Source organism: Pseudarthrobacter phenanthrenivorans, assembly GCF_000813845.1.
In the GTDB taxonomy this organism is placed as follows: domain Bacteria; phylum Actinomycetota; class Actinomycetes; order Actinomycetales; family Micrococcaceae; genus Arthrobacter; species Arthrobacter phenanthrenivorans_B.
Genome location: NZ_JWTB01000042.1, coordinates 41,912 through 66,415, shown reverse-complemented (window position 1 = coordinate 66,415; position 24,504 = coordinate 41,912). Strand labels below are relative to the sequence as shown.

Below are 24,504 nucleotides of genomic sequence, written 5' to 3'. Positions count from 1 at the left end.
GCGTAAACCTATTGGGGCGACGCGGCCTGCCTGGCGCCCGCTCCACACCGGTGCCGAGGTAAGGACAGAGTTTATGGACGCACGGCTGGAAGCCATCAGGGATACCGTCCTGGCGCGGAATCCCGGCGAGGCGGAGTTCCACCAGGCCGTGGTCGAGGTCTTCGAAAGCCTGGGCCCAGTCCACGACCGCCACCCCGAATTCCTCGAAGCCGCCATCCTGGAACGCCTCTGCGAACCTGAGCGCCAGATCATCTTCCGCGTCCCGTGGACGGACGACGCCGGCCGCGTCCGGATCAACCGCGGCTTCCGCGTCGAGTTCAACTCGGCGCTGGGGCCCTACAAGGGCGGCCTGCGCTTCCATCCGTCGGTGTACCTGGGCATCGTCAAGTTCCTCGGTTTCGAGCAGATCTTCAAGAACGCGCTCACCGGCATGCCCATTGGTGGCGGCAAGGGCGGCTCCGACTTCGACCCCCGCGGCCGCAGCGACGCCGAAGTCATGCGGTTCTGCCAGTCCTTCATGACCGAGCTCTACCGCCACATCGGCGAATACACCGACGTTCCCGCGGGCGACATCGGCGTGGGCGGCCGTGAAATCGGATACCTCTTCGGCCAGTACAAGCGCATCACCAACAGGTACGAGTCCGGCGTGCTGACCGGCAAGGGGGTCTCCTGGGGCGGATCCCTGGTCCGGCCCGAGGCAACCGGCTTCGGGACCGTGATCTTCACCCAGGAGATGTTGAAGACGCGCGGAACGTCCTTGGAGGGCCGGCGCGTGGTGGTCTCCGGTTCCGGCAACGTGGCCATCAATGCCATCGCCAAGGCGCAGTCCCTCGGTGCCACCGTGGTTGCCTGCTCCGACTCCTCCGGCTACGTGGTGGACGAGGCGGGCATCGACGTCGCGCTGCTCCGGGAGGTGAGGGAAGTGCAGCGGGCGCGCCTGAAGGAGTATGCCGAGCGGCGGGCCGGCGTTTCGTATGTGGACGGCGGCTCCGTCTGGGACGTCGACGCGACGGTGGCGCTGCCCTGCGCCACCCAGAACGAGCTCGACGGCGGTGCTGCCGCCCGGCTGGTCCGCGGCGGCCTGGTCGCGGTGGGTGAAGGCGCCAACATGCCGTCGACGCGCGACGCCGTCGCTGTGTTCCAGGAAGCGGGGGTGCTGTTCGGGCCCGGCAAGGCGGCGAACGCAGGCGGCGTGGCGACGTCGGCACTGGAGATGCAGCAGAACGCCAGCCGCGATTCGTGGTCCTTTGAGCATACCGAGGAGCGGCTGACGGACATCATGGTGGGCATCCATGAGCGCTGCGCCGCCACTGCAGAGGAATACGGCGAGCCCGGCAACTACGTGCTGGGCGCGAACATCGGCGGCTTCGTCAAGGTGGCCGACGCGATGCTGGCGCAGGGTTTGATCTAGCGGGACGCCGAGGGGCAGTGCCCCGGGTCAGCCGCGGCGCCACTGGGTGGGGGAGACTCCGAAGGCGTCGCGGAAGGTCCGGCTGAAGTGGGCCGCGTCCAGGAATCCCCAGGTGGCCGCTACCGCACCCACGGACTTGCCGGCGTGCAGGGGATCCCGCAGGTCCCGGCGGGCGCCCTCCAGCCGCTGGCTCCGGATGAAGCTTGCAACGGTGGTGCCGCTCTCGTGGAAGACGTTGTGCAGGTGCCGGGTGGAAATGAAGTGTGCCGCTGCGATGCCCGCGGGGGACAGCAGGGGGTCGGAGAGATTGGCCTCGATGTACTCGCGGATGCAGACGGCCAGCAGTGCCTGCGGCTTCATCCGGTCGGGGGAGATGTCCATTTCCGCATGCAGCATGGTGGACACCAGGTCCAGTGCGTTCGTGGCGAGCCGGGAGCCGCTGGGACCGTTCAGGACATCCAGGTTCGCCGAGAGTTCCCGGATGAACTGGCCCACGATGCCGCTGAGTCCGCCGCCGCCCATCCTGACCGCCGCAAGCTGGCCCACGTAGTCCGCCGGCAGGGACAGGGCATCGCAGGGGAACATGAGCACCATGATCCGGGTTTGGTCCTCGAAGGCGAGCGTGTACGGCCGGTTGGTGTCATAGATGGCCAGGTCGCCGGGCTGGAGCACGGCTTCCCGGTTGTCCTGGATCAGCAGGCCGGTTCCTTCCAGCTGCAGGTTCAACTTGAAGTAGCGCTCATGGGCCTGGGCAATCAATGCCGGCGTGCGGTGCACCTCGTGCGATGTGGCTGTGACTTCCACGATCGACATCCGGTCCAGCACCCGGGACCGCATCTTTCCCTGGAATCCGTCCACGTTATCGGTCCTGGCGGTAAGGGGCACGAAGGACTCCGCCACCAGGTGCTTCCAGTGGTCGAAGGACGCGGCAACGCTGGAGGTGAGATGCTGGCTGGTTTCCCGGGACATCGCCCCGGTTGAAGCTGGTGCTGGCATTGAGGTTCCTTGCGACGGGCTGCAGCATGGCGGTTCCCCCGGTTGTGTCGTGGGACACAGTCCACCCAGATTAACCGCACCGGAACTTATTTTCAACGGCTGGCGAAAATAAAGTTCTTGCTTTGCCAGCCTGCCCCAAGGCTCCCATGCCATGATCAGGCCATGAACCGCGTCCCGGCCACGGCTGAACAGCACCGCAACTACAACTCCCGGGCGCACCACTCCCGCCTGCGGGTGCTGGTGATGCTCGCCGTCGGACTCCTGGCGGCGCTGGGGGTGGGATTGCTGGGCAGCTGGCAGTATGCCCCCGCCGCTGGCTGGGCTGCTTCCTCGGCCACTTACCTGGTCTGGGTGTGGAGCGTCATCGGCCGCCTTGGTCCGGCCGCCACGGCTGCCCATGCCCGGAGGGAGGACCCGGGCCGTGTGTTCTCCGACGCCCTGGTCCTTACGGCCACCGTGGCCAGCTTTGCCGGGGTGGGACTGATCCTGCTGGATGCCTCCAGCGCCCAGGGCCTGACCAAGGATGCGACCGTTGCCATGGCGCTGGGCAGCATCGCCCTGTCCTGGTTCCTGGTGCACACGCTCTTCACCCTGCGGTATGCCGCCATCTATTACCAGGGCGGTACCGGTGTCGACTTCAATGAGGATGAGCCGCCCAGCTATGCGGACTTTGCCTATCTGGCGTTCACGGTGGGCATGACGTTCCAGGTCTCGGACACCGACCTGAAAACCAGGGCGATCCGTTCCACGGTCCTGCGGCAGGCGCTCCTGTCCTACCTCCTCGGCGCCATCGTGCTGGCCACCACCATCAACCTGGTATCCGGACTCATCCATTAGCCGCCTCCGCTGTGGAGCCAGGACATATTCTGGGGCCATGGCGGAGATGAGAATGAACTGGCACCGGCGGCACAAAGAAGGCCTCAGCGCAGGTGACCGGGCGGCGGATACCCTGCGGAACGGCATGGGCAGCTGGCCGTTTGTGGGCATTTTCGTGGGTTCCATGGGGCTGTGGGCGGCGGTGAACTCGTTCGTCCTGGCCAGCCGGGCCTGGGATCCCTACCCCTACATCCTGCTGAACCTTTTCCTGTCCATGCTGGCCGGCCTCCAGGGTGCGATCCTGCTCATTGCGGCGAAGCGACAGGACGCCATCGCCTCAGCCATGGCCCAGCATGACTACGAGACGGATGTCCGCGCTGCCGCGCAGATCGAAATGCTCATGAACATTAATGCCGAGCAGCTGAGGCTGCTGCAGGAACTGCGCGACCTCAGGGACAACCCGCAGGGCGGCAGCGCCGGGCCCGGACTCTCCTGACGCTGGAATTCCCCTTAAACCAGCAATGGGTGCAACTCCCGCAGGAGCTGCACCCATTATTGCAAGCGCCAATTAATCCTTCTTGAAGGCATCCTTGACGTGCTCGCCGGCCTGCTTGAGGTCCGACTTTGCCTGGTCCGTCTGGCCTTCAGCCTTCAGGCTTTCATCGCCTGTGGCGTTTCCGGCAGCTTCCTTGCCCTTGCCGCCGAGCTTCTCTGCTGCGTTGCCGATCTTGTCATCCAAACCCATGGAGATGCTCCTTACAGTTCGTGCTCGCTCCGGCATTCGCCAGAACCTGACCAGTCAATAGTAAGCATACTTTCGAGTTTGGCGCTCATTTCCCGCCGGGATTTTTTTCCAGCAGGGTCAGATAGCCCTCCAGCTGCGCTTCATGCCCGACCCCGGCCTTGCCCTCCGGCGCCAGTGCGGCCTCGATCTGCGCGCCGAGCAGCATGTTGAGGAGCTGGCCGGCCAGGATGGCATCGTCGACGCGGGCCCCGATGGCCCCACTGTCCCGCGCCTCCGAGAGATAGCGGCGGATTGCCGATATCCATTCCGCCATGGACTGCTGGTGGATTTTCGCCTTCTGGGGATCGTTGACTGCCTTTTGCCAGAACGGAATGACGATGCGCGCCTCGTTGACGCGCTCCTCATCCAGGGGGAGGACTTCCAGGCAGAAGGCGCGCAGTGCGGCCAGTCCGGTCTTCCCGGCGGTGACCTCGGCGATCCGCTGGTTGGTCCGGTTGAAGACGTGGCTGAAGGCGAATTCGAGCAGCGTGTCCTTGGTGGGGAAGTAGGGCTTCAGGGCACCGTTGGCAAAGCCGGCCTCCATGGCGATTTCACGCATGGTGGCACTCTCCAGGCCCTGGCGGGCGATGATCCGCCAGGTGGCATCCACGAGTTCCAGGCGGCGCTCGTCATGGTCAACTATCTTGGGCACCGCGGCGTCTCCCCGGAAATATTTTTGCTCAGGCTCTTGTGAGCCATGTTACGGACCTTTATTCTCTACAACTATAGAAAATAAACTCCCAGTGGCCGGCAACGGCCCGGACAAAGGTTCTCCCATGACTCTTGCACCAACCCGCACTGCATCTGCCTTCTGCCTGGCATCGGCGCAGGAAATCCTGGCTGTCCGCTCCATCCTCCAGTCGGAAGGGCACTTGGGCGCGCAGCACCGCATCGCCTACCTGGGGTTGCTTGATCCGGCGCGCGGCACGCAGCCGGAGGAGGCGGAGCGCCGGTTCCGTGTCTTCATCCACGACGTCTCCGGCGCCGCTCCGCGCGACATCACCGTCTCCACAGCGCAGGGAAAGGTGCTGTCCGCCGTCGAACTCGACACCGCCGTCAGCGGCGAACTGCCGGTCCTGGAGGAGGAGTTCGAAGTGGTGGAGTCGCTCCTGGCCACCGACGAACGGTGGCTCAAGGCGCTCGCCGACCGGGGACTCGCCGTCGAAAAGGTCCGTGTTGCCCCGCTGTCGGCGGGCGTGTTCGAGTACACGGAGGAGAAGGGACGCCGCATCCTGCGCGGGCTCGCGTTCGTCCAGGACTTCCCGGAGGACAGTGCGTGGGCACATCCGGTGGACGGCCTGGTGGCCTATGTGGATGTGGTCAGCAAGGAAGTCACCCAGGTGATCGACCTCGGCGCCATGCCCATCCCGGCCGAGCACGGCAACTACACCGATCCCGAACTGACCGGCCCGGTACGCACAACCCAGAAGCCCATCAGCATCACCCAGCCCGAGGGGCCCAGCTTCACCGTCACGGGCGGCAACCACGTGGAGTGGGAAAAGTGGAGCGTGGACGTGGGGTTCGATGTCCGCGAAGGGGTGGTCCTGCACAACCTGGCCTTCCAGGACGGCGGCCGGAAGCGGCCCATCATCAACCGGGCATCGATTGCCGAAATGGTGGTGCCCTACGGCGACCCCTCGCCCATCCGGTCCTGGCAGAACTACTTCGACACCGGTGAATACCTTGTGGGCCAGTACGCCAACTCGCTGGAGCTCGGGTGCGATTGCCTTGGCGAGATCACGTACCTGAGCCCGGTGATCAGCGACGCGTTCGGCAACCCGCGGGAAATCCGCAACGGCATCTGCATGCACGAGGAGGACTGGAGCATCCTCTCCAAGCACTCGGACCTGTGGAGCGGCGTCACCTACACCCGCCGCAACCGCCGCCTGGTGATCTCCTTCTTCACCACCATCGGCAACTACGACTACGGCTTCTACTGGTACCTCTACCTTGACGGCACCATCGAGTTCGAAGCCAAGGCAACCGGCATCGTCTTCACGTCGGCGTTCCCCGAGGGCGGCTCGGACAACATCTCCCAGCTCGCCCCGGGCCTGGGCGCGCCCTTCCACCAGCACCTTTTCAGCGCCCGGCTGGACATGGCCATCGACGGGTTCACGAACCGGGTGGAGGAAGAGGACGTAGTCCGGCAGGCAATGGGGCCCGGCAATGAACGAGGCAACGCCTTCTCCCGCAAGCGCACCCTGCTGGCCCGGGAATCGGAAGCCGTCCGGGAAGCCGACGCCCACGCGGGCAGGACCTGGATCATCTCCAACCCGGAATCACGCAACCGGCTGGGCGAGCCCGTGGGCTACAAGCTGCACTCCATGAACCAGCCCACGCTTCTGGCGGATCCGGATTCCTCCATCGCCCGACGGGCCGCCTTCGCCACCAGGGATCTCTGGGTGACCCGGTTTGCAGAGGACGAGAAGTACCCCACCGGCGACTTCGTGAACCAGCATTCCGGCGGCGCCGGCCTGCCCGCGTACGTGGCACAGGACCGTGACATCAACGGCCAGGACCTCGTGGTGTGGCACACCTTTGGGCTGACGCACTTCCCGCGGGTGGAAGACTGGCCCATCATGCCCGTAGACACCGTGGGCTTCAAGCTCCGCCCCGAGGGCTTCTTCGACCGGAGCCCCGTCCTGGACGTTCCGGCCAACCCCAACAAGCAGGAATCCTCCTGTCACACCGAGGGCGGCAGCGGTGGCTGCCACTAGCCTCGCCCCTGCGACCGCAGGGAGCACGACGTCGGCAGGGCGGCCCCGTGCCAAGGGTCCTGTCCTGCATCCGCGGCTGGTGGCCGTGGTCACCGCCCTGTGCTGCGTCGCCCACCTGTGGCTGGCCGCATCCGGCCACCACGACGCCTGGTTCGCAGTCCTGATGGTGGTACCAGCCGCCGTCTGCCTCCCGTGTGCCGTCCATATCTGGCGGTCCAGCAGGGTGGGGGCGCTGCATCAGGTGGCAGGTGCCGCCGCCGCGATGGCCGGCCTGCACGCGTTCCTGCTGCTGGGCTCCCGCGGTGCGGGACACTCCCACGCCGGCGGGCCGCCGTCGTCCGCTGCCCATGCGGACGGTGCCGGGCTGCTGCTGGTCATCGCGCTGGAACTGGCGACGGCGCTGCTGGCTGCCACGCTGGTGGCGCGGCTTCGACGGCTCCCCGCGTAGCCGGCTGCACGCTGCTTCAGCCGGCCGGGACGCCCAGGGGGCGGGCGACGTGAAGTTGCCCATGATCAACAAGCCACTGGATGGATTCGTAGATGGCCTGCTCGGGCTCGTAGCGCGGGGCGTAGCCCAGCACCGATGCGGCCTTCCCGATGCTGAAGCATTGGCTGCGGTACAGGTGTCCCCAGCTCGACTCCGCATACTCCTTCGACGTGTCTTCGCGGAAGCGTTCCCAGCTGACCGTTTCCAGCACGGCGGCGTGCCCGAACCAGGCGGAGGCGATGTCCGCGTAGCCGCGCACGGTCAGTGCCGTGGGGGCCACAATGTTGAAGTCCTCCCCGGCGGCGGCCTCCCGCCGGGAGATGGCCAGCTCGAACGCCTGGGCGACGTCGTCGGCGTGGACGTGATGCATCAGCTCGGCGCCGCTGCCGGGAACCCGGAGGGGCCGGCCGGCTGAGATCTGGTGCCAGACAACGGGGTCCAGGTTTCCCAGCGGACCGATGGGATGCCATCCCGGTCCCACGATGTGGCCTGGGTGCAGCGACGTGGTGGCCAGGCCGCCGCGGGCCGTTTCCTCCTGCAGCATCACCGCGATCCGGTTCTTTTCGATGCCGTAGTCGCCAAAGGGAGCGGCGGCAGAGCCGGACCCTTCGCGGATGGGCAGCTTCAGGCTTTGGCCGTACCGCCAGATGGAGCCGCAATGCAGCAGGTGTCCCACCTCGCCGCGCAGCCGCTGCACCAGGGAGGCTGCCGATTCCAGCGTGAAGCAGACCAGGTCCACCACGGCGTCCGGCTTCAGTGCGGCCACCCGGTCCCCGAATGTCCCGTCACGGTCCTCCCGCTCCCGGTCGGCGCTGACCTGGTGCACCTGCTGCCATTCAGGTGCGTCGATGTAGGGCCTGCTGGTGCCGCGGCTGATGGTGGTGACCTCGTGGCCGGCGCGGACCAGCCGGGGGACCAGGAACGAACCGATGTGGCCGCTGCCGCCGATGACGGTGACTCTCATTGCTCTCCGATCGTTGTATTTTCTCCACCGTAGGGCCCGGGCAGCAGGAAAGGGAGGTCCGGGGGCCTCCCTTTGCTGTGGCTGCTGTGGCTGCCGGCTACTGTGCGTGCGCCGGCTTCAGTGTGGTCACGCGGGCTTGGCGTATTCGGCGGCACTCATGACTTCATAGCCAACGAACGTCTCATCGTTTTCCACCCAGGCATCGTGCCCCGCCGGGATGGAGTAGGCGTCCCCCGCGTGGATGGTCTTCCGGGTTCCATCGTTCAGTTGGACGGTAAGGGTTCCGGCGGTGCAGAAGCCGAGGTGGTTGTTCTGGCAGCTGTCGGTATGGACGACGGTTTTGACAGTTTCGGACCATCGCCAGCCCGGTTCGAAGGTGAACCGGCCCAGGGTGGCGCCGCCAATGTTGATGACGTCCACCTCTGTCTTGGGCGGGCGGCGCTTCTCGTCGGGGTCGTTGAAGGATTTGGATTCAAGGTTCGTGACCGTTACTGCAGGCATTGCTGGCTCCCGGTAAGGAGTGGTTGTTCAGTTCATCCGGCGGGCTGGGCGGCGCCGGGAGATGGCCCGGCAGGGCGGGATGTGCCCGTCCAGAACCTGCCGGACCTCGTGTGCGACGATCCCAATCTGCTCTTGCCCGCAGCCGATGTCAATGACGCTTTTACTCCTGGAACCACTCCCGTGCGGGGTTGGTCACGGTGGGTGCCGAACGGTCCAGGTCCGGCTGCGCCGCCCACTTCACGCCGTTGGCCAGGACCCGCTGGACCTGCGGGTGGTGGTACACCGGGTATTCCTGGTCTCCCGGGCTGAAGTAGAAGATGCGTCCCTTGCCGCGGGTGAAGGTGACGCCGGAGCGGAACACCTCGCCGCCGGCGAAGGAGCTGATGAAGATCAGGTCGTCCGGGTCGGGGATGTCGAACAGTTCCCCGTACATTTCCTGTTCCGGGATGACGATGGGGCTGTCCACGCCCTCGGCGATGGGATGGGACGGCTTGACCGTCCACACCAGTTCGCGTTCGCCGTCGTTCCGCCATGCCAGCGAGCAGCTGGTGCCCAGGAGTTTGGTGAAGATCTTCGAGAAGTGCCCGGAATGGAGCACGATGAGTCCCATCCCGCCCAGCACGTGCCGGTGGACGCGCTCGACGACGGCGTCGCTTACCTCGGCATGCGCCACATGGCCCCACCACAGCAGGACGTCCGTCTCCGCGAGCACCTCCTCGGCCAGGCCGTGTTCATCGTCCGTGGCCAGGACCGCCGTCGTAATCTCCGCGTCGGGGCAATGGGACCGAAGGCCCGCGGCGATGGCGCCGTGGATGCCGTCCGGGTAGATCTCACCGATGTGCCTCGGCTGGTTGTTCGCCTCGTGGACGCCCTCGTTCCACACCAGGATTTTCAGTTTGCCGTTCATCAGAGCCGGACCTCCCTCTGCTCAAGCGCGGACTGGTAGCACGCGTCGATAATCTGTGCCCGGTAGAGGGCCAGGGACCCATCATGTTTGGCCCAGACCTGCTCCCCGCCACGGACTGCGGTGACGAAATCCTCCACCACGGCGTCATGGGCGCGGCCCGGCAGGACAGGGGGCAGGTAGTCCGCGGACTCGCCGTCCCTGTCGGTAAACACCCGGAGCTTTCCCACAGGCGGGAAAGGGGCGCCGTGCACCCTGAGTTCGGCACCGCCGTCGGTTCCGTACACCGTGAAGTCCAGCTGGTCGTCCGTTTCCCGGTAAGCCGCCCAGCTCGCCTCGACAAGCAGCGTGGCACCGTCCTCCAGCCTTAGGAATGCCGAGGCGAAGTCCTCCACTTCAAAGGCGTGGCTGGAGGCCTGGGCGGAGAACCGGCTTCCGCCGCCCCTGCCTTGCGGGCCGAGCTCGGAATGGGTGGCTGCCGAGACTGCCACCACCTTCGGTTCGCCGAGGAGGTGCAGGGCGAAGTCGAGCACGTGGACGCCGATGTCTGCCAGCGGCCCGCCGCCGGCAAGCTCCGGATTGGTGAACCAGCTGCCCAGCGTGGGGATGCCGGAGCGGCGGAGCCAGGATGCCTTGGCGTAGTAGGGCCGGCCCAGTCCGCCGTGGTCAATAACTTCCTTGAGGGCCTTGATGTCGCCGCGGCGGCGGTGGTTGAAGGCCACGTCCAGGACGCGGCCGGCTTCTCGGGCGGCGTCCACCATGGCCTGGCCCTCGGCGGCGTTGCGAGCGATGGGCTTTTCGCTGAGGACGTGGATGCCCCGTTCCAATGCGGCGATGGCGATGGGCGCGTGCAGGAACGTGGGCACAGCCACGCTGACGGCGTCCAGGCCGCCGTGCTCCAGCATGTCCTTCCAGTCGGCGAAGGCGTTGGGAATGGAGTAGCCGGCCTGCAGGGAGTCGCGGAGCTCCTGTTCCATTCCGGCCAGGGACACAATGCTGACGCCCTCGAGGCCGTGGTAGGCCTTCAGGTGCTGCTGGCCGGCCCAGCCGATGCCGACCACGCCGACCCGCAGTTCCGGCGCTGTGGGTTCTCCGGGCGTGGGTGCCTGCCGGGCGATGGGTTGCTGCTTGTTCAAAGGGATGCGTCCTTTCGTCCCGGGGTTCGGACGGTGGCGGGTACCGGCCGGTGAAACCTTCCGCTCCGTGGTTTTCAGCCTAGCCGCCGCTTCGGCCCGGCGATATCGGGCAGCCGCCGACGGCGTCACGCCGGGCATGCTTTCGACCCACCTTGGTGCGTGTGCCGCGAAAACCCGGCCTCCCGACGTCGTCCGCTCCCTGAAAGCGTGCCTGGCGTGACGCGCCAGTAACTCCTGCGAGCCGCGGGACGCCTGAAACTCGCGTGTGGATGACTGAAACCACCATTTAACACAGCCGAAACCTACCTAAAAATAGCCGCCATACAGTTGGAAACAGACGGCAACAGCCGCCCCTCCGCTGAACGTGGCCCCTCCGTCCACGTCCCTCCATGAGCGGCTCTGACGGCAACTCACCGTTCTCTCTTCGCATCACGAAAGGGGTTTCCCATGGATTCGGGAAATGTCGCTTGGATTTTGGCCAGCTCGGCGCTGGTCTGCATGATGATTCCCGCCCTGGCCCTGTTTTACGGGGGCATGGTGGGGTCGCGCCGCATCCTGAACATGATGATGATGTGCTTCGGCGGCGCCAGCCTGGTGGCCGTCCTGTGGGCACTGTTCGGCTATTCAATGGCCTTCGGCAACTCGGTGGGCGGCCTGGGGCTGATCGGTGACGTCACCGAGTTCCCCGGCATGGGCCAGATGATGGCCAAGGATGACTCGGCCTCCATCCCGGTCATCCTGTTTGCCGCGTTCCAGCTGTTCTTCGCCTGTGTGACCACGGCGCTGGTCGCGGGTGCTGCCGCCGGCCGGATGAAGTTCGGCGCCTGGATGCTGTTCGCGGGCATTTGGGCCACCATCGTCTACTTCCCCATCGCGCACTGGGTCTTCGCCTTCGACTCGGCGGACGGCAGCACGGTGGGCGGCTGGATCGCCAACGGCATCAAAGCCATCGACTTCGCCGGCGGCACCGCAGTGCACATGAATGCCGGCGCCGCTGCCCTGGCCCTCGCGCTCGTCCTGGGCAAGAGCTCCGGCTGGCCCAAGATGGAACACACCAAGCCGCACAGCCGGCCGCTGGTGCTGGTGGGCGCAGGGCTATTGTGGGTGGGCTGGTTCGGCTTCAACGCCGGCTCGGCACTCTCCGCCGGCCAGTCGGCGTCGGTCGTCTTCCTCAACACCGCCGTCGCCGCCTCCGCCGGCCTGCTCGCCTGGGCGCTCGTGGAGCGGGTCCGCCACGGCGCAGCCACCAGCATGGGCGCCGCGTCCGGCCTGATCTCCGCGCTGGTCGCCATCACCCCGGCCTGTGGCGCCGTCAGCCCGCTGGGAGCCGTGGCCATCGGCGCGATCGCCGGAGCCGTCTGCTCCCTGGCCATCGAACTGAAGTTCCGGCTCGGCTTCGATGACTCGCTCGACGTCGTCGGCGTCCACCTCGTGGGCGGCATCCTGGGCACCCTGCTGATCGGCCTCTTCGCCACGGACGCCGCACCCAACGCGGTCAGCGGCCTGTTCTACGGCGGCGGTTTCGAACTCCTGGGCGTACAGGCCCTGGCCACCGTGACGGTGCTGGTCTACTCCTTCGGCGTCACCTGGGTCCTCGCCAAGGTCCTGGACAAGGCCATGGGCGGCCTCCGCATCAAGCCGGAGGACGAGATGCGCGGCATCGACCTCGCAGCGCACTCCGAACTGGCCTACCTGACGGACGAGGATCCGGTGGAGCTGGGCTCGCCGCAGCGCGTCTAGTCCCGCAGTATCCAGCACAAGCTGCCGGGCGCCCGCCTGCTGGGGGCGGCGCCCGGTGCACCATTCCGCGTGAACGCACGCGCCCCAGTGCACGAGTCAGGGCCAAACCTTGGACCGGTGCCGGCAGCAGCCGGCTTATAGTTCCAGGGTTTGGCCCTTCGCCGTGTCCCCGTCGTTGGCGTCCGGTTTTTTAGCGCCGCTTAGTGTTCGGTGCAGAGCAGGGTCCCGTCACGCACTTCCAGCACCGCCGCCCGGACATGGCTCAGCCGGGTGCGCGGGTCCGGCGCCATGGTGCCAATGTCGTCGCCGCCCCAGTACGGGTGCGTAAAGTACACCAGCAGCGCACGCTGCGTGCCGCCGTCGGACGTTTCACCGGCCGGTTGCCCGGCCGCGTCGGGAAGGGGCACCACGTCCGCGTGGCGTCCGACGACGGCGCGTCCGTCCCACGCGTCCGGCGCCGTGAGGACCAGCCCGCCACGGTGCTCCTGCCGGACCCAGTTTCCGGTTGCGTCGGGAGAGCGGTAGACCGCCTGCCCGCGCCACTCGTCGACGATCATCCAGTACCAGCCGCCCAGCCGGAAGACCTTGGGCCCTTCGTGCGGCCGGCCAGGGATCGCGACGCCCTCACGGACCCACGATGCCGGGTCCGCCGGGGTGTCCGTCACGGCGCTGTAGGTGTTCGAGCCGCGGGACTCGTCCTTGTACCAGAGCCGGAACCGCCCGTCCCCGCACCGGGCCACGGCGGCGTCGATCACCCGGGGCGAGTCGAGGTCGATGCCTCCCATGAATTCCCAGTTCTCCAGGTCCCGGCTTGCGAACTGGACGATCTGCGCTGTCCCGGTCCAATCGGTCCGCCGGCCGCCGAGGACGGTCAGGTACATGATCCAGCGGTCGCCAATACGGACGACGTCGGGCGCCCACAGGGTTGCCGGCAGTTCCGTTCCCGGCGGGATGAGTCCCTCTGCCGTGCCCTGGTAGCGCCAGGTGGTGCCGCCGTCGGACGACCTCGCGACCCCGATGCCGGTCCCGTGCACCCATTCGACCCCTGTCAGCCCGGGCGCGGCGGCGCGGCGCTGGGTGTAGAAGAGCACCCACTCACCCCTCGTGTGGTCCGCCACCAGGACAGGGTCCGTGGGGCCGTCCCATACGGGGTCGCGGTAGGGCACGGTGAAGGCGTCCGGGCGGAGGTGCGGTTCTGCCGGGACAAGGGTCTGCCGGGTTGCCTGCTGCTGCGACACAGAGTTCTCCAACGTTGTAAGTTTGCGTTGGAGTCCAGCATATGGTGCGGTCCTCGACGCGCAAACACATCCACGCTGCGCGTATTCCCCGTCGCTGCGGGTATCCGGGCCGCTTCAGGGAACATGCGCGTCGATAATGAACCTGCGCGTCGATAATGAACCTGCGCGTCGAAACCGAGCATGCGCGTCCGCAACCGAATCCGCGCGCGCTATTCCTTGAACAGGCCTGCCAGGTCCTCCGCGGTGATCGCCCCGCCGGCCAGGGCGTCGCCCTCCATCACATCCGCGAACAGCTGCGACTTGCGGGTCTTCAGCGCCATGACCTTCTCCTCGATCGTGTCCTTGGCCACCAGCCGGTACACCATGACGTTCCGTGCCTGGCCGATCCGGTGCGTCCGGTCCACGGCCTGCGCCTCGGAGGCCGGGTTCCACCAGGGGTCCAGCAGGAACACGTAATCCGCCTCAGTGAGGTTGAGCCCAAAACCGCCGGCCTTCAGCGAAATCAGGAACACCGGCGCGCTGCCGTTCTTGAATTCGCTGACCACGTCGGCACGGTTCCGGGTGCCGCCGTCGAGGTAGCAGTACTCGATCTCCTCCTCGTCCAGCCGCTCCCGCACCTTGCCCAGGAAGCCGGTGAACTGGCTGAAGATCAGTGCCCGGTGCCCCTCGGCCACCAGGTCTTCGAGCTGTTCGAAGAGGACGTCCAGCTTGGAGGACCGCACCGCGGACAAGGAAGGGTCCACCAGGGACACGTCCAGGCTGAGCTGCCGCAGCAGGGTCAGGGACTGGAAGATGGTGAACCGGTTCTTGTTCACGTCCTCGATCAGTCCCAGGATCTTTTGCCGCTCCCGCTGCAGGTGCGTCTGGTACACCTTCTGGTGCCGGGGGTTCAGCACCACTTCCAGGATCTGTTCCTGCTTGGGCGGCAGGTCCTTGATCACCTGGTCCTTGGTGCGCCGCATCATCAGCGGACGGACCCGACGCCGGAGCTTCTCCAGCTGCCCCTTGTCGCCGTTCTTCTCCACCGGCTTCTGGTAATACTCGGCGAAGCGCTTGGGGCTGGCGAACAGGCCCGGCGCCACGATCGAGGTCAGCGCCCAGAACTCCATCAGGTTGTTCTCCAGCGGAGTGCCCGTGATGGCCAGCTTGAACCCGGCCGGCAACTTGCGGGCGCACTGGTATGCCTTGGACTGGTGGTTCTTCACGAACTGCGCCTCATCCAGCACCAGCCCTGACCAGGTGCGGGAGGCGTAGGACTCGTAGTCGATCCGGAACAGGGCGTAGGAGGTGATCACCACGTCCGCGCCCGCCAGGGTTTCCGCCGGATCCTGGCCGCTCTTGGCGAAGGTCTCACCCACCGTCCGCACGGTCAGCCCGGGCGCAAACCGGGCGGCTTCGAGGGCCCAGTTGCCCACCACGCTGGTGGGGGCCACCACCAGGAAGGGCGCGACGGCGGCCGGCTGGCCACTGCTGCCAACCGCAGGGCCGGCGCCGTTGACCGCAGGGCCGGCGGCAGCTCCGCCGTCGGCCGGACCGCCCTGCTCCAACGCGGCAGCGGCCGCAACCGCCAGTTCCTTCGCCGCGCACATCAGGGCCAGTGCCTGGACGGTCTTGCCCAGGCCCATGTCGTCGGCGAGGATGCCGCCGAGCCCGTGCTTGTAGAGGAAGCTGAGCCAGTTGTAGCCCTCCAGCTGGTACGGGCGCAGTTCGGCATTGAGCGATGCCGGGAACGGCAGGCCGTCGGTGCCGCCCTCCAGCAGTCCGCCCACGGCGGAGCGCCAGGCCGCTGCCTGTTCGTCCACGATCCCCAGCTGGGCCAGCTCGTCCCAGAGCCCCGCCTGGAACCGGCTGATCTGCAGCGGTGCGTCCTTGTTGTCCTGCAGCGACCGGGCTTCCTCGATCAGGGCCCGCAGCTGGTGCAGTTCCGGCAGGTCGAGGGAGAAGTAGGCGCCGCTGGGCAGCAGCATCCTGGTCTGGCCGGCAGCGAGGGCGGAGAACACGGCGGCGAAGGAAACCGGCTGGCCTTCCAGCGAAATCTGGATGCCCAGGTCGAACCAGTCCCGCTGCTCGGTGGCCTTGGTGGAGATGGACACCACCGGGGCTTCCTCGGCTTCGCGGTAGTCGGCGATGTCGCCCACGGTCTCCACGTCCACGTCCGGGGCCTCCTGCAGCCGGGGCAGCACTTCCTCGGTGAAGGCGAGCGTGTCCAGGCCTGTCAGCTCGGTGGAGGCCGCCAGCCGGGGAGTGCCCCAGCCGCCGGTCGCGGACTCACCCAGGGCCGGCACCACGTCCCACGGCCGGCCGACGCCCTCCAGGATGCGGGCCTCCGCGGTGTCGTCACGGTAGCCGTGGTCGCCCGGATGGCGCCACAGCGGCTGGGCCGTGACCAGCTTGCCGGTCTTGTAGTGCCACTCCCAGTGCAGCCGCACCCGGTGGTCCGCGCCGTAATTGGCCAACAGGGACAGGGTGGGGAGGGCAAGTTCGGGAAGTTCGACGGACTCGTCCCGCGCCGTGACCCGCGCTGTCTGCTTGAGTTTGGGGTAGAAGCCGGTGAGGAACCGCGACTCATCCCTGGCCGGGATGTGCAGGGTGCTGCCGGCCGTGACAAACGCCAGCAGCTCCTGGCTCAGGCCGTTCTCCAGCGGTGCCAGGGTAATGGTGCCGTTGGGGTCCGGGACGCCCGGCAGCGACGCTTCGCCGGAGGTGAAGAAGAGGCCGTGCGCGGGCCGGCCGATCGTGCCCACCGACGCCGGATCAACCTCTTCCCCCTCAACGGTGATGGTGGGTGCAAGCTCCAGCCCGCCGTCGGACTCCCCGGCGCTGCCGGCGCCCGCGACTGGTGCGGCGGGGTCCTCCACCGGGGTGCCGTAACGGCTCAGGGAAAGCGCGACGGCGGCAGGGGCCTCCGCGAGCCGGACCGGTTCGGTGCCGCGCGAGTGGACCAGGGCGAGCCCGATCTTCCGGGCATCGGACAGCAGGCTCCACATGTTCTTCCCGGCGTACGAGTTCAGGTTCAGCCACAGGCCCGCAGAGTTGTGCATCCGGCTGGCGGAGGAGGAATGGCCGGCCAGGAACTCCTGCAGCCATTCGACGTGCGCCTGGTTGGATTCCCGGCGGAAATCCAGGTAGCTCAGGGTGTTCCAGGAAACGTCGCCGCGGATCCACTTGCCTTTGGCACCCATAATGACGGGCCGGACCTTGAGCTGCCGCACTCCGCGGACCGGGTCCCGGCGGCCGGTGTAGGAGAAGTGCGGGGGCGGCTCTTCGATCTCGAACTGCAGGGCCAGCGGGATCCCGCCGCCGGCGGCGGCGGCACCGGGCTGCGAGATCAGCGGGCTCAGGGCCTGCTCCCAGTCGGAGAGGGCCGCCGCGGGTGCGCGCGACACCTGGGTGGAGGTGGACGGCACCAGCAGCTGCATCCGGACGGAGGGGCTGTCCTCGGCGGCGAACAGCAGCGCCGCAACATGCTTGCAGTCCTTCCGGACCGGGCAGCTGCACACGCCCACGGTGCAGCTCCAGCCGCCCCCTTTGCGGACCAGCTTGGCCGTGGTGGAGTAGGGAACCTCCGCACCGCCCCTGACCTTCCCCAGCATGAGCCCCGTGCCGCCGTCGAACGATATGCCGGACACCCTGCCCGCCATGGCATACGCCAGCCCGGCCGCCAGGGAGCGGTCGTTGATGGCGGGTGTCTGTATTGCCAGGTCCGCACTTTCGTCCGGTTGGGATGGCATGGGGCGCACTACTTTCGGCAGGCCACGGCGGGGCCGGGTCCGGTGGGTGGTTATCTGATCCATCTTAGTTCGCCCGGCGGCAGGCCCACGCCGGGCACCTTCCCACCGGGGGCCTTCCCTGGGGAACGGCCGGGAACGTTCAGCGCACTCCGGCGGCCGGGAAAACTTCGCTTGACGTTCATTTCCTGCTCCCCGCCCCGGTGGCCGGGCGGCCATAGCGTGAAAGCGTCCGCAGCAGCACCCCTCCAGTACTAAGGAATGCCATGATCACCACCCGCCAGCCCATTGTCCTGACCACCAGCAGCATCGAAGCGAGCGATGAGGAGGCGGTGCAGGCCAACGTCGGAATAGTGGACGCAATGCACACGGCCCTGCTGCATGCCGATGAGATGTCACCCGTTGCGGTCCGCAGCTACTACGTCGACTTCTACCTTGCCCAGGCGCTGGAGGGCGGCTTCGCGCAGTACGCCTTCATGACGATGGACCGGACCGCGACGGACACGCTGATCCGGGAGGGCATGGCCGCGATGGGTGCTGCGGAGCACCTGGACCTGTTCAACCGCTCCGCCGCATCCTTCGACGGCCTGTCCGCGGAAGATGCAGAACACTACCTGGACGGTGCGGTGGACGACACGGTGGACACGCCCGACGCCGTCGTCCGGATGGAAGAGCTCGACGGCGAGTTCGAAGAGCTGCTGGAGCGCGAAAACATCACGGCGCTCAACGCCGCGTGGCTGCGGGGGCAGGCCGACCTGCTGGTCCTCGACGACGAGGAAGTGGGCCCGTACATCCAGCGCCTTGCCGCCGGTATTCCGGACCTCGCCGAACGCCAGGCGCAGGCCGACGCCGAGGCCCTTGAGGACGCTCCGGACTTCGAAGTGGTGATCCGCGAGCTGTGCAGCACCGCCGGCCACACGCTGGTCCGCATCACCATGGGCGACCCGAACTACCTGCACCACGGTGTGAAGACGCTCGCATGGCACTTCAGCACAAACCAGGGTGACTTCCTGATGGTCGAGGAGGACGACGAAGCCTTCATGATCAACCCGGAAAGCCAGGAGATCGTGGCAGCCGTGGAGTTCGAGGACGCGGACCTGGCAGGGGTCTAGTCCCGGCGGCATGACCAGGCCGCGGGAAAGTGGTGCAGGCGCTGAAGCGGGTGGCTGCCTGCGCACCTTCCCGCGGCTTTTGGCTTCCGCTTTTCGCAGCCGCCTCTTGGCTTCCCGGCGCCGGGCCTTTGGGGGAAGGAAAAGAATTCCCGGGACGTCCGTAACCTTTCCGCAACCGCAGGCGATGTAGTCCGTGATGGGTCCGCCCGGCGGGCCCACTCTGATGTTGTTGTCTAGGTTTGGAGAAGTTCTATGTCTGTGTTCACTGTTCTCGCCACCAGCAAGGTTGCCGCCGGAGTCCTGGCCGCAGGAACCCTGGCAGTCGGGGGAACCGGCGCTGCCGCCGTCTCGGGCGTCCTTCCCACCCAGGCCCAGCAGGCCGCCCACGACGTGTTCGGCGCACCGGCCCCCAAGCTGGCAGCCGAAGCAGCAGGCGATGCCCAGGCCACCCCGGCCCCCACCGCCACCGCAGCGGTCAGCGACGCCCTGGAGAAGGCCGGTACCACTGCCGACGCCACTGCAGCCGCTTCAGGTACCGCCGCTGCATCTGACGGCAAGGTCGCCGCCGGAGCCACCGCGTCCGCCGCAGCGGACACCGCGGTTGACGCCGCCGGCCCCGCGGCACTGGGCCTCTGCACCGCCTACACCCACGGTGGCCTGGACGCTTCCTCGAAGGCGTTCTCCTCGCTGTCCATCGCTGCCCACGGTGAGGGCAACATCGACGGCTACTGCACCGACGTCGTGGCCAAGGCCGATGCCGCAGCCAAGGCTGCCGCTGAAGCCAAGGGTTCGGCGTCCGTTGAGGTCGAAAAGCCCCAGGTCCCGTCCGCTCCCGCCGCGCCCGCAGTTCCGGCTGTCCCGGGTGTCGACGGCGACAACGCTGTTCCTGCCGTTCCCGCGGTTCCGGCTGTGGGCGGCAACGCCGTGGACGCACCGTCCGTTTCGGTCCGCTAGGCAAGTTGGCTAGTCTGGACTGCGGCTGTGGCTGCGGCCGCAGTCCGGGCAGGCCTGCGGGGTGCACTGTGACCAGCACCCCTGACCATCCCCAAAGAGGCAGCCGAACGACCACGGGGACTTGAACAGTCCGTACCGGAAACCGGGCAATGGCGTACGCCGGATCCCGGGATGGAGGAGCCGCTGGTGCTGGACACTTTGGCCCAAGAAGAGATCGACATATTCGAGAACGCAGCCGGAACCGATCCGGCGGCGTTGTTCGCTGCTGCCTATCGAACCTTCGCGGGCCCGGTGCAGGGGTACCTCAAGGCACGTGGCCTCGATGACCCCGAAGCGGTCACCCAGGACGTCTTCATGGCCTTCTACCCAAAGATCGGTACCCTGACAGGCGGTCTGCAGGGCGCCAAGTCGCTGATCTTCTCCATCGCCCACGCCCGCATGGTGGACCACTACCGCCGGCTGGAGCGCAGGCCGCAGCTGACCGCGTACGATCCCCAGCACGATGGCCGGACCACTCCGTCCGCCGAGGACCAGGCCGCGGAACTGACCGGCGGAGCCGCAGCCATGCTGGAAGGGCTCAGCGGGGAACACCAGGAAGTCCTGGCCCTGCGCGTGGTGGCGGACCTGTCCATCGACCAGGTGGCCGCCATCATGGGCAAGAGCGCCGGAGCCATCAAGCAGCTCCAGCGCCGGGCCCTGCAAAACCTCAAGGCACAAACACTCAAAAGAAACCAGGCAAACCATGAGTGACACGGGAGCATCCCGCCACGACCCAGCAGTTGACCTGCTCCTGCTGGAGGCAGGGATGGACGACGACGGCCAGCTGCGCGACGCCCTGCTTGACCTGCGTTCCCTGTCTGCTGACGCCCCTGAGCCTTCCGCCGATATCGCCGCACTGATGGCAGGCGCATCAACCGCCGGCCCGGCCACCACCGTGCTTCCGGCCGCCGGGGACACGGCAACTTCCGCCCTTCCCGCAGCCCGGCCGGTGGATGAACTCGCTGCCCGCCGCAGGGCCAGGCGCCGCATTACGCTCACCACTTTGTCGGTGGCCGCATCGCTCGCCGCGGGTGGTGCCGTGGCGGCGGCCTCGGACCAGGGCATCCGCGACTCCTTCACGCAGCTGAACCACGCGGTCACCGCCTTCGTCACCGGTTCCAGTGGACATCCCTTGAACGGCGGCAGCACGCCGGGACAGCCTGCACCCCAGCCGGCGGCGCCCGCGCACCCTGCTGCCACCAGCACGGACGCCGCCCCCGCCGCAACCGCCACCGCGCCGGCACCCGCTGCCGTGGCGCCGTCGAACGTTCCCGCGCCGGCCGGCACCGCCCCCGGCAATGGTGCGGCCGCCCGGAAACCGGCGGATGTTCCTGCCCAGCCGTCACTGCCGGCGGACATCCCGGGGGAGATCGGGAAGGGACTGGAGCAGGAGCCCAAACTGCCCGTCCCGGTACCCACGGAAGTTCCGCTTCCCGGCAGTGTTCCGGACGTGCCCCTCAGGTAAGCCCGGCTAGTAGGCAGCGCCTGCTGACTTGATCATCGCGCCCGACGGGTCGGCCAGGTACCAGACGCCGCCAACGCCCTGCCCCAGTATGTCGCCCGGCTTGGTGTCCTTTGCGAAGTAGTAGAGGGGCAGGCCGTTCAACGTCACCTGCTTCTTGCCGTCAGGGGTGTTGATGGTGCCCAGGGTGCCGGACACGCCCTCCGCCGCGGGTGTAGCGGACGTGGTGGTCAGCGGCGGCCACTGGACCAGGCAGGACCCCGCGCAGGCACTGGTGCCGGAATCCTTGGTGTCCTTGGTGAAGAAGTACAGGCTCATGCCCTTCGCGTCCACCACGATGTTGCCTGCCGCCGAGGTCGCCGTTTTGAGGTCGACGGCGGCGCCGGCCTGCATCGATGACGCGGACGCACCGGAGGGGCTGGCTGAGGATGCGTCCGGCGAAGCGGTGCCGGAGGCACTGCTGGTGGCACCTGCTGCCGGGCTGCTGGCCGCGGGCGTTGTGCCGGTGCTGTTGCCGCAGCCGGTGAGGGCTGCCGCCAGGACCAGGATGGCAAGGCCCGGTCCGACATGGTGTTTCATGATGTGCTCCTTTGGCTGGATACTGTTCGGCTGGTTCCTGCCAGCGGGCGCCCGCGCCGGATCACGCGGTGCTGACTGCTACGACGCTGCCGGGTGAAGAATGGTTCACAGGAGCAGCCGGCCGCCGAGGTGCACCTGCGTGATTGAACCGTTTGCCGCGTCCGGACGTGGTAACAGCCGGGAGGGAGTGGGATGCCGCTCGATGAGAAGGTGGTGGAGGCGATCTACCGTGAACACGGCAGCGCCCTGCGCCGTTTCGTGCTCAGTGCCACCCGGGATCCGCAGCTCGCGGAGGACGTGGTCCAGGAGACCGTGCTCCGCGTCTGGCAGCACGCTCCGGACATCAACGGCAGCTTCCGCAGCTACCTGTACCGCACAGCCAGGAACATCATGATCGACAACTACCGCCGGAGCACGCGCCGTCCGCCCGAGGCGCTGGAAGGCACCCCCACCGACCCCGTGGAGGTCATGGGCCGCGTTGACGAACTGCTCAACCGGGTCCTGATGGAGGAGGCCCTGCTGCGGCTGAGCAAGGAGCACCGTGACGTGCTGGTTGCCCTGCACTACCGCCGGTTCACCGTGAACGAGGCCGCGGTCCAGCTCAACATCCCCAGCGGTACCGTCAAATCACGCGCCTTTTACGCCCTCCGGGCACTGCGGACCATCCTGGACGAGATGGGGGTGGAACGGTGAACGCCACCTTGCACCACCTGCTGGGCGCCTACGTCCTGGGCGGCCTGGATCCCGCCGACGCCGCCGCCTTCGAGGCGCACCTCCGGGACTGTGCGGCCTGCCGCAAGGAACTGGCCCTGATGGAGAAGGTGCCCATGCTCCTGGATGCCCTCCCCGTTCCTGACGCCGTGGCGCTCGCCTCCGTCCCCGGCGGCAGCGCGGACGCCGGCACCGCTGTCCCGGCGCGGCTCTTCGATGAACTGGCCCGCCGTCGCCGGACGTTGCGACGGCGGTGGGCAGCGCTGGCAGGCGCCGTCGCCGCGGCGTGCCTGGCGGTAGGCCTGGCGGTGGGGCCGTTGCTGGCCAGGCCGCCGCAGCCGGACGCCACCTACTCGGTGGCATCCGGGGGAGGATTGCAGGTGAACATCGACATGGCCCGGAAGACCTGGGGAACCGAGCTTGCGGTGAGCGGCAGCAGCCTGCCGGCGGACGGGACGCTCTCGCTGTGGGTCCGCGACCGGGCCGGCGGCGAAGACCGGGCCTGCGCCTGGACGGCCACCCCCAGCGGCAAGGTCAAGGTCACCGGGGCCACCCCCATCCAGTTGGGCAGCATTTCCAGCGTGGAACTGCGCGACGGCGCCCAGCGTCCGGTGGCGGTGATCACCGTTCCCTAAAGGCCTTCCTCCGGGCGCAGGGCCCTGACCTCGGCCACCAGGGACTCGTCCTCGCACGCGCGGGCGAAGGCCTCGATCCGCCGTTCGATCTCGTAACCGAGCACCCTGCGGCCGATCCATTCCATGATGGGCCGCAGCAGGGCCGGGCGGCAGGAAAAGGTGTACTTCCACACTGCCCTGGTGCCGCCGTCGTGAGCGGTAAACCGCCAGCCGCCGCCAAAATTCGTGAAGAACCACGGGCCGGCCACCATGGTCATCCCCACGTTGCGGGGCGGCGCGTAGGAGACGTACTGGCTCACCATGGACAGGCCCAGCCGTGACCTGGTGCGGGTGCGGACCCCCTTGCCCGGCGCCGTGGCCCCGTCGAGGAAGCCCTGGGCGGAAATAAAGGGATCCCACTTGAGCCGGAACGTCCCGGTGGTCTGCGACAACGCGAAGGCAGTCTCCGGATCGATGCGGATGTGGCGTTCGGCGTGTACCTGGGGCATGCCCCCACCTAACCACGCCGCAGGCGGCTACTTGGTCATTTTGGCCAGCCGGGCGCGCATGATCATGTAGGCGCCGTAGCAGACCAGGCCGGCCCCCACCGCGGCCAGCAGATAGGGGCCCATGGGCTGGTCCCGGAGCGCCCGCAGTCCCCCGTCCAGCCCGGTGGAGTCCTCCGGATGCTCCTTGAGGGTGGCGATCACGATCAGCAGTCCGGTCAGCAGCAGCACCAGGCCCTTGGCCAGGTAGCCGGCCACGCCCAGGGACACCACGGCCGTCCTGGCCGCACCGGCAGCCGGCATCCGCAACTGCTTCTCGAAGCTTTTCCGCGGTCCCCGCATGCCGTAGGCCACGCCCGTGACAGCCACCGCCAGGCCGATCACGACCAGCAGCGCCACACCGCCCGGCGCCGCCATCATCGAGACTGTGAAGTCACTGGTGGCCTTCCGGTTGTCATCACCGGTGCCCGTGCCCATCGCGAAGTGCCACAGGGTCAGGGCGAGGACGGCATAGACGATTGCCTGCAGGGCCGCTTTCGCTTTGTTCTTGACTTTGGTTTTGGTGCGCTGGTGGTTGAAGTCGAAGATCGCGTCACCAGCCTGCCACAGCGACAGGGCGGTGCAGGCCGCGAAGCTTCCCCACAGCAGGAACGGCCCGATCGCCATGGTGGCAAGCTCGGCAACAGCCCCGCTGAAGTCGGCGTGGCCGGTGCCGCCCATGGCAAGGCGGATGGCGATGGCGCCCACCAGGAGGTGCAGGATGCCGCTGACCGCGAACCCGGACCGGGCCAGGACCTCAAGGACGCGTGAATTCGTGACGTCCTCGGCCTTGTCAACGACCTGTTTCAGTTCTTCTTTGATCGTCTTTCCTTTGGCCGGGCGCGGTGGTGCGCTGCTGTGCGTGCCCTTCTTACAAGGCAATCGTCCCACGCCGCCGGGCCGGGGAACAGTTGGCAGGCCGGCGGCCGTACCGCTGCCGGTGGACCGGATCTGCAGCGGCCGGGCAGGCCAGACAGGCCCGGCGATGGGGAGGTATCCCCATCGCCGGGTCCGGCCGCCTGTGTAACCATAAGGACCAGCGATTACACCTGCCGCACTCTTTTCC

At 67.5% G+C, this 24,504-nt stretch carries 24 protein-coding genes; 12 read left to right on the top strand and 12 right to left on the bottom strand.

What is annotated here, in order from left to right; translation table 11 throughout:
* Nucleotides 1–73: 73 nt before the first annotated feature.
* A complete protein-coding gene (gene gdhA / locus RM50_RS18670; protein ID WP_043455841.1) occupies nt 74–1,411 on the top strand; it encodes an NADP-specific glutamate dehydrogenase in 1,338 nt (445 codons plus the stop codon).
* 27 nt (nt 1,412–1,438) lie between these two features.
* On the opposite strand, the gene RM50_RS18665 is transcribed toward gdhA, so the two are convergent.
* Entirely contained in the window at nt 1,439–2,407 is a 969-nt protein-coding gene (locus RM50_RS18665; protein ID WP_082007142.1) for a helix-turn-helix domain-containing protein, read from the bottom strand.
* Between the two features lie 162 nt (nt 2,408–2,569).
* Here RM50_RS18665 and RM50_RS18660 point away from each other — a divergent pair, with 162 nt between their 5' ends.
* Both RM50_RS18660 and RM50_RS18655 read left to right on the top strand, forming a co-directional pair.
* Nucleotides 2,570–3,244 (top strand): DUF1345 domain-containing protein, encoded by a 675-nt coding sequence (locus RM50_RS18660; protein ID WP_043455837.1) that lies wholly within the window; start codon nt 2,570–2,572, stop codon nt 3,242–3,244.
* A gap of 37 nt (nt 3,245–3,281) precedes the next feature.
* Nucleotides 3,282–3,719 (top strand): DUF1003 domain-containing protein, encoded by a 438-nt coding sequence (locus tag RM50_RS18655; protein ID WP_043455835.1) that lies wholly within the window; start codon nt 3,282–3,284, stop codon nt 3,717–3,719.
* Between the two features lie 72 nt (nt 3,720–3,791).
* Here RM50_RS18655 and RM50_RS18650 read toward each other — a convergent pair whose 3' ends face one another.
* Nucleotides 3,792–3,968, bottom strand: coding sequence for a CsbD family protein (locus tag RM50_RS18650; RefSeq protein WP_018770044.1), 177 nt, complete (start codon nt 3,966–3,968; stop codon nt 3,792–3,794).
* An 85-nt stretch (nt 3,969–4,053) separates the two neighbouring features.
* On the bottom strand, nt 4,054–4,659 hold the full coding sequence (locus RM50_RS18645) for a TetR/AcrR family transcriptional regulator (RefSeq protein ID WP_043455832.1): 606 nt from the start codon (nt 4,657–4,659) through the stop codon (nt 4,054–4,056).
* 124 nt (nt 4,660–4,783) lie between these two features.
* On the opposite strand from RM50_RS18645, the gene RM50_RS18640 reads away from it, so the two are divergent.
* The gene (locus RM50_RS18640) at nt 4,784–6,724 is read left to right on the top strand and encodes a primary-amine oxidase (protein WP_043455865.1); all 1,941 of its coding nucleotides are present in this window, start codon (nt 4,784–4,786) and stop codon (nt 6,722–6,724) included.
* Entirely contained in the window at nt 6,711–7,172 is a 462-nt protein-coding gene (locus RM50_RS18635) for a hypothetical protein (protein ID WP_043455830.1), read from the top strand. The genes RM50_RS18640 and RM50_RS18635 overlap by 14 nt, the downstream gene beginning before the upstream one ends.
* 16 nt (nt 7,173–7,188) lie before the next feature.
* On the opposite strand, the gene RM50_RS18630 is transcribed toward RM50_RS18635, so the two are convergent.
* From RM50_RS18630 to RM50_RS18615, 4 genes are all read right to left on the bottom strand, one after another.
* Nucleotides 7,189–8,175, bottom strand: coding sequence for an NAD-dependent epimerase/dehydratase family protein (locus RM50_RS18630; RefSeq protein WP_043455827.1), 987 nt, complete (start codon nt 8,173–8,175; stop codon nt 7,189–7,191).
* Nucleotides 8,176–8,301: 126 nt separating this feature from the next.
* Entirely contained in the window at nt 8,302–8,676 is a 375-nt protein-coding gene (locus tag RM50_RS18625; RefSeq protein WP_043455824.1) for a cupin domain-containing protein, read from the bottom strand.
* A 160-nt stretch (nt 8,677–8,836) separates the two neighbouring features.
* Nucleotides 8,837–9,583 carry a ThuA domain-containing protein gene (locus tag RM50_RS18620; RefSeq protein WP_205622305.1) on the bottom strand — a complete coding sequence of 249 codons (747 nt, stop codon included), beginning with the start codon at nt 9,581–9,583 and terminating at the stop codon, nt 8,837–8,839.
* On the bottom strand, nt 9,583–10,716 hold the full coding sequence (locus tag RM50_RS18615) for a Gfo/Idh/MocA family protein (RefSeq protein ID WP_430929420.1): 1,134 nt from the start codon (nt 10,714–10,716) through the stop codon (nt 9,583–9,585). Before RM50_RS18615 ends, RM50_RS18620 begins: the two co-directional genes overlap by 1 nt.
* A gap of 447 nt (nt 10,717–11,163) precedes the next feature.
* Between RM50_RS18615 and RM50_RS18610 the strand changes: the two genes are divergently transcribed.
* Nucleotides 11,164–12,456 (top strand): ammonium transporter, encoded by a 1,293-nt coding sequence (locus tag RM50_RS18610; protein WP_043455818.1) that lies wholly within the window; start codon nt 11,164–11,166, stop codon nt 12,454–12,456.
* Nucleotides 12,457–12,656: 200 nt separating this feature from the next.
* Here RM50_RS18610 and RM50_RS18605 read toward each other — a convergent pair whose 3' ends face one another.
* Entirely contained in the window at nt 12,657–13,706 is a 1,050-nt protein-coding gene (locus RM50_RS18605; protein ID WP_240472015.1) for a family 43 glycosylhydrolase, read from the bottom strand.
* Between the two features lie 197 nt (nt 13,707–13,903).
* Entirely contained in the window at nt 13,904–17,425 is a 3,522-nt protein-coding gene (locus tag RM50_RS18600; RefSeq protein ID WP_043455814.1) for a DEAD/DEAH box helicase, read from the bottom strand.
* A 263-nt stretch (nt 17,426–17,688) separates the two neighbouring features.
* On the opposite strand from RM50_RS18600, the gene RM50_RS18595 reads away from it, so the two are divergent.
* The 4 genes from RM50_RS18595 to RM50_RS18580 all read left to right on the top strand — a co-directional run bounded on the left by RM50_RS18595 (nt 17,689) and on the right by RM50_RS18580 (nt 20,992).
* Complete coding sequence (locus RM50_RS18595; RefSeq protein ID WP_043455810.1) at nt 17,689–18,534, top strand: DMP19 family protein; 846 nt, start codon at nt 17,689–17,691, stop codon at nt 18,532–18,534.
* A gap of 252 nt (nt 18,535–18,786) precedes the next feature.
* Nucleotides 18,787–19,488 (top strand): hypothetical protein, encoded by a 702-nt coding sequence (locus RM50_RS18590; RefSeq protein ID WP_043455808.1) that lies wholly within the window; start codon nt 18,787–18,789, stop codon nt 19,486–19,488.
* A 171-nt stretch (nt 19,489–19,659) separates the two neighbouring features.
* Nucleotides 19,660–20,238 carry an RNA polymerase sigma factor gene (locus RM50_RS18585; protein ID WP_043455805.1) on the top strand — a complete coding sequence of 193 codons (579 nt, stop codon included), beginning with the start codon at nt 19,660–19,662 and terminating at the stop codon, nt 20,236–20,238.
* Entirely contained in the window at nt 20,231–20,992 is a 762-nt protein-coding gene (locus tag RM50_RS18580) for a hypothetical protein (RefSeq protein ID WP_043455802.1), read from the top strand. Before RM50_RS18585 ends, RM50_RS18580 begins: the two co-directional genes overlap by 8 nt.
* A gap of 6 nt (nt 20,993–20,998) precedes the next feature.
* Here RM50_RS18580 and RM50_RS18575 read toward each other — a convergent pair whose 3' ends face one another.
* Entirely contained in the window at nt 20,999–21,568 is a 570-nt protein-coding gene (locus RM50_RS18575; RefSeq protein WP_043455799.1) for a COG4315 family predicted lipoprotein, read from the bottom strand.
* Nucleotides 21,569–21,760: 192 nt separating this feature from the next.
* Here RM50_RS18575 and RM50_RS18570 point away from each other — a divergent pair, with 192 nt between their 5' ends.
* Both RM50_RS18570 and RM50_RS18565 read left to right on the top strand, forming a co-directional pair.
* Nucleotides 21,761–22,261: a sigma-70 family RNA polymerase sigma factor gene (locus RM50_RS18570; RefSeq protein WP_043455797.1), complete on the top strand. Its 501-nt coding sequence runs from the start codon at nt 21,761–21,763 to the stop codon at nt 22,259–22,261.
* A complete protein-coding gene (locus RM50_RS18565) occupies nt 22,258–22,914 on the top strand; it encodes an anti-sigma factor family protein (protein WP_043455796.1) in 657 nt (218 codons plus the stop codon). The genes RM50_RS18570 and RM50_RS18565 overlap by 4 nt, the downstream gene beginning before the upstream one ends.
* Here RM50_RS18565 and RM50_RS18560 read toward each other — a convergent pair.
* Entirely contained in the window at nt 22,911–23,402 is a 492-nt protein-coding gene (locus RM50_RS18560; RefSeq protein ID WP_043455794.1) for an SRPBCC family protein, read from the bottom strand. The two genes, RM50_RS18565 and RM50_RS18560, sit on opposite strands and share 4 nt — an antisense overlap.
* Before the next feature lie 27 nt (nt 23,403–23,429).
* Nucleotides 23,430–24,248, bottom strand: a complete 819-nt coding sequence (locus RM50_RS18555; protein ID WP_082007143.1) for a DUF1206 domain-containing protein — start codon at nt 24,246–24,248, stop codon at nt 23,430–23,432.
* Nucleotides 24,249–24,504: the final 256 nt, after the last annotated feature.